General features: G+C 74.2%; 5 protein-coding genes and 1 pseudogene. All 6 read left to right on the top strand.

Features of this window, described 5'->3' with window-relative positions; genetic code table 11:
* A partial coding sequence (locus tag ACFFNX_RS43240) for a phosphonate C-P lyase system protein PhnH (RefSeq protein ID WP_378212058.1) occupies nucleotides 1-351 on the top strand: 351 nt, incomplete at its 5' end.
* Nucleotides 351-1439 carry a carbon-phosphorus lyase complex subunit PhnI gene (locus ACFFNX_RS43235; RefSeq protein ID WP_378212057.1) on the top strand — a complete coding sequence of 363 codons (1089 nt, stop codon included), beginning with the start codon at nucleotides 351-353 and terminating at the stop codon, nucleotides 1437-1439. The genes ACFFNX_RS43240 and ACFFNX_RS43235, both read left to right, overlap by 1 nt.
* On the top strand, nucleotides 1436-2314 hold the full coding sequence (locus tag ACFFNX_RS43230; protein WP_378212056.1) for an alpha-D-ribose 1-methylphosphonate 5-phosphate C-P-lyase PhnJ: 879 nt from the start codon (nucleotides 1436-1438) through the stop codon (nucleotides 2312-2314). Before ACFFNX_RS43235 ends, ACFFNX_RS43230 begins: the two co-directional genes overlap by 4 nt.
* A complete protein-coding gene (locus ACFFNX_RS43225) occupies nucleotides 2311-3183 on the top strand; it encodes an ATP-binding cassette domain-containing protein (RefSeq protein WP_378212055.1) in 873 nt (290 codons plus the stop codon). Before ACFFNX_RS43230 ends, ACFFNX_RS43225 begins: the two co-directional genes overlap by 4 nt.
* On the top strand, nucleotides 3180-3938 hold the full coding sequence (locus ACFFNX_RS43220; RefSeq protein WP_378212054.1) for an ATP-binding cassette domain-containing protein: 759 nt from the start codon (nucleotides 3180-3182) through the stop codon (nucleotides 3936-3938). The genes ACFFNX_RS43225 and ACFFNX_RS43220 overlap by 4 nt, the downstream gene beginning before the upstream one ends.
* A pseudogene (locus ACFFNX_RS43215) lies at nucleotides 3935-4456 on the top strand (hypothetical protein); the annotation flags it as partial. The gene ACFFNX_RS43220 and the pseudogene ACFFNX_RS43215, both read left to right, overlap by 4 nt.

Here is a 4456-nt window from a genome sequence, read left to right as displayed (position 1 = left end):
CTCGGCGCCGCTCGCATGGTCGTCGCGCTCCGGCCGCCCACCGAGGACGAGGTGGCGACGCTGCCGCGCGGCGACGCGCTGCACCCCGAGCACGGTGCCCGCCTCATCCTCGCGGTGACCGGACTGTCCGCCGCCGAGGGCCCCGGCACCGTGCTCACCGTGGCCGGTCCCGGAGTGCCGGGCACGCGGCGGACCCACGTCTCCGGGATATCGCCGGAGGTCTTCCACGCGCTGGCGACGGCGAACGCTGTCTTCCCGGCCGGCGTGGACACCTTCCTCGTCGCGAACGACGGCACGGTCGCCGGCCTGCCGCGCAGCGCGCACATCTCGATCACGAACGGAGCAGGCTGATGGGGTACGCGGGGGTACGGGGCGGCCACGAGGCCATCCTCGCCGCCGAACGGCTGGTGCGGCGCGGCCGCACGAGCGGCGCGAGCGGCTGGCTCGGCATCGACCAGATCACCGAACGGCTGCGGCTCGCCGTCGACCGGGTCCTGGGTGAAGGCGGCCTGTGGGCCCCCGACCTGGGCGCCCGCGCGCTGCGGCAGGCCGAGGGCGACGTGCAGGAGGCCGCGCAGCTGCTCCGGGCACACCGGTCGACGCTGCCGCGACTGGACTACTCCGAGCCGGTGCACGCCGACGAGCTGCGCGTCTCGCGGCGGATCTCCCCGGCGTTCCGCAACCCTCCGGGCAGCCAGATCCTCGGCCGGACCCTGGACTACGTCGGGCGGCTGCTCGATCTGATGCCCGACGAGCAGGCGAAGGTCTCGCGGGACGAGCCTCCCGCGCGACAGGAGCCGGAGCCCGAGCCCGCCGACGGAACCGACCCCCGGCGGCCGCCCCGCCTGCTCGGCGTGCTGCGGTCGATGGACCTCGTGGTCGAGAGGCGCGGCGAGGACGACCCGGAGCCGTACGACATCACCCGGGCGCCGGTACGGCCGGGCGTCCCCCGCTCGGCCCGGCTCAGCGCGATGGCGCGCGCCGAGACCGGGGCGCTGGTCCACCTGTGGTACTCCCAGACCTTCCAGCCGACCAAGGCGCAGCACGAGTTCCCCGGAGAGGTGCGCCACGGCACGCTGCCCGTACGCGTGCGGCACCCGCTGACGGGGCGGCCGGTGACCGTCGCCGAGGTCCGGGTCACCGAGGTGGAGACCGTCGACGACCTGGACGGGGCCGAGGAGGACCGCACCCGGCTCGACCTCGGCTATGGCATGTGCTTCGGCCACAACGAGCGCAAGGCGATCGCCATGGCAGGGCTCGACCTGCTCGTCCACCGCGGCGGAGACCGCACGGGCCTGGAGCAGGAGGTGCTCACGACGCTCGACGGGATCGAGGCGTCCGGTTTCCTCGAGCACCTCAAGCTGCCCCACTACGTCGACTTCCGCTCGCTCCTGGACCGTAAGCGCGCCGTGCGCGAGGCGCGGGAGGAGGCCCGATGACGATCACGGAGACGACCGCGCTGCGCACGCTCGCGGGCGCGGACGACCGGTCCGGCATCTTCGACGAGCTGTCCAAACGGGAGGTGCGCCGGGCGGTGCTGACCGCCGTCGCGGTCCCCGGGTACCAGGTGCCGTTCGGCTCCCGCGAGATGCCGGTCGCGCGCGGCTGGGGGTCCGGCGGCCTGCAGGTGACGATGGCGCTCGTCGGCGCCGGCGACCGCCTCAAGGTCATCGACCAGGGCGAGGACGACGGCGTCAACGCCGCCAACCTGCGCCGCCTGGTCGTCGGCAACGTCGGCTGCGCCCAGGAGACCGACACCCGCGCGGCCACCCTCATCCAGTCCCGGCACCGGATCCCCGAGACCCCACTGCGCGCCGACCAGATCCTGGTACTTCAGGTGCCGATACCCGAGCCGATGCGCTTCGTCGAGGGCGACATCGGGGAGCAGCGCCGCATGCACGCCGAGGCCGACTACGCCCGTGCCTGGGTGGCGCTCTATGAGGACGTCGTCCGCAACGGCGTCATCACCCGGGTGGCGGGCTACCCGTCCCTGGTGAACGGCAGGTACGTGATCTCGCCGAGCCCGATCCCCCGCTTCGACGTGCCCAAGCTGGATCGCTCGGAGCACCTGACCCTGTTGGGGGCGGGCCGAGAGAAGCGGATCTACGCCGTGCCGCCGCACACCACGGTCGAGCCGCTGACCTTCGAGGACGTGCCGTTCGAGGTCGAGCACACGCCCGGTGCCGTCTGCCGGCACTGCGGGACGGGCGAGGCCTACCTCGTCGAGGTGCCCGCGGTCGACGGCTCGGTGACCTGGGTGTGCAGCGACACCGACTTCTGCTCGCGCAACCGTACGGAAGGAGATGCCCGATGAACGTCGCCGCTCCGATGCGCACCACCGGCCGGCGGGTCACCGGCTGGGCGCTCAAGGTGGCCGGGCTCGGCCGGATCTACGGAGATCCCGGACCCGGGTCGCTGGCCGGCACCGGACCCGGCGCGGGCACGTCGGTGTCGCCGCTGACCGGCGCGGTGGTCGCCGCGTGGGACGTCTCGTTCGACGTCTCCCCCGGCGAGGCGCTCGGCGTCGTCGGTGAGTCGGGGTCCGGCAAGTCGACCGTCATGCGCTGCCTCGCCGGTGACGAACGGCCGACCGGCGGAAGCGCGTACCTGCGCGAAGCCGGGGACGGAGACCTCTTCGCGCTCGACGACGGCGAACGGCGACGGCTGCGAATCGACAAGATCGCGGTCGTGTACCAGGACCCGGCCGCCGGGCTCAACCTCGGCGTCAGCGCCGGGGGCAACATCGCCGAGCCGCTCATCGCCGCCGGCGGACGCCACTTCGGCCGCATCCGCGACCGCGCCGCCGAACTGCTCGAACGCGTCGAGGTGCCGCTCGACCGCATGGACGACCCGGTGCGCACGTTCTCCGGCGGTATGCGCCAGCGCGTGCAGATCGCCAAGGCGCTGGCCAACCGGCCGCCCGTCCTGCTGCTCGACGAGCCGACGACCGGCCTGGACGCCTCCGTGGCCGCCGGCGTGCTCGACCTGCTCCGCGGCCTGCTGGAGGAGCTGGGCGTCGCCGCGGTCGTCGTGTCGCACGACTTCACCGTCATCGAGATGCTGACCAGGAGGGTTCTGGTGATGCAGCACGGCCGGGTGGTCGAGTCGGGCCTCACCGACCAGCTGCTGGAGGACCCGCAGCACCCGTACAGCCAGCGGCTCGTCGCGGCGGCCCGCGGATGAGCCCGGCGAACGTCCTGGCCGTCCGCGGCCTGGCCAAGTCCTTCACCCTCCACACGATCGACGGCCGCGACGTCGAGGCGCTGCGCGGCGTCGACCTCGACGTCGCCGCGGCCGAGCACGTCGCCCTCGCCGGGACCTCGGGCGCGGGCAAGTCCTCGCTGCTGCGCTGCGTGTACCGGACGTACCTGCCGAGCGCGGGGTCGATCCTGCTGCGCACCTCGTCCGGGCTCGTCGTCGACCTCGCGGCGCTGTCCGACCCCGAGGTCGCCGACCTGCGCGGCCGTGAGCTGGGCTACGTCTCGCAGTTCCTGCGGTCCGAGCCGCGCCGGTCCGTCCTCGACGTCGTCGCCCGCGCCGGGACGGGCCGGGGGATGGATCCCGCCACGGCCCGCGAGGCCGCCGCGGTGGCGCTGCGCCGGCTCGGCATCGACGAGCGCCTGTGGGCGATGCACACGACCGTGCTGTCCGGCGGGCAGAAGCAGCGCGTCAACCTCGCCGCCGGCACCATCTCGCCGCCTCGGCTGCTGCTGCTCGACGAGCCCGTGTCCGCGCTCGACCCGGCCAACCGGGAGGCCGTGCTCGCGATGATCGCCGAGCTGACCGAGGCCGGGGTCGCGGTGCTGTCGGTCTTCCACGACCTCGACGCGATCGAACGGCTGGCCACTCGCGTGGTCGTCCTCGACGACGGCCGCGTCGCCGCCGACGGCGCACCGTCCCACGTTCTTCCCGCCCTGCACCTGGAGGTGGCCCGATGACCGTTTCCACATCCACGTATCCGCCCGCGACCGGCACGCCCGGCGCGGTGACCGTCCTGGTCCACGGCCGGGCGGTGCTCCCGGACCGGGTGATCGACGACGCCCGCGTCGTGGTCGAGGACGGGCTGATCGCCGAGGTCGGCCCGGCGTCTCCCGGAGCCGTGCCCGCCGGTGCGGTCGACCTGCGCGGCGCCCTGCTGCTGCCGGGCATCGTCGACACCCACAGCGACGGCCTGGAGACCGAGCTGCGGCCCCGCCCCGGCGCGGAGTTCGACCTCGACTTCGCCGTCACGAGCTTCGAGGGCCGGGTCCGCTCCGCCGGCGTGACCACCGTCTTCCACGGCGTCGCCTACGAGGACCACATCCGCAAGGGCCGTACGGTCGAGCGGGCCCGGCTCCTCGACGCGGCGAGGCGGAGGCGGGCCGCGTCCGGCCGCGCGCTCGTCGACCATCGCGCCCTCTACCGGCTCGACGCGAGGGACCCGGCCGGGCTCGCGGCCCTCGACGCCGTCCTCACG

It is taken from the genome of Actinoallomurus acaciae, from assembly GCF_042429965.1.
Taxonomy (GTDB): Bacteria; Actinomycetota; Actinomycetes; order Streptosporangiales; family Streptosporangiaceae; genus Actinoallomurus; species Actinoallomurus acaciae.
Note: the sequence above shows the minus strand (reverse complement) of the source record. Positions and strands in the feature narration are given on the sequence as shown.

Excerpts from the sequence above, each read along its gene's own strand:
- ACFFNX_RS43220 (WP_378212054.1), top strand. The coding sequence starts at position 3,180 with ATGAGCCCGGCGAACGTCCTGGCCGTCCGCGGCCTGGCCAAGTCCTTC.
- ACFFNX_RS43235 (WP_378212057.1), top strand. The coding sequence starts at position 351 with ATGGGGTACGCGGGGGTACGGGGCGGCCACGAGGCCATCCTCGCCGCC.
- ACFFNX_RS43230 (WP_378212056.1), top strand. The coding sequence starts at position 1,436 with ATGACGATCACGGAGACGACCGCGCTGCGCACGCTCGCGGGCGCGGAC.
- ACFFNX_RS43225 (WP_378212055.1), top strand. The coding sequence starts at position 2,311 with ATGAACGTCGCCGCTCCGATGCGCACCACCGGCCGGCGGGTCACCGGC.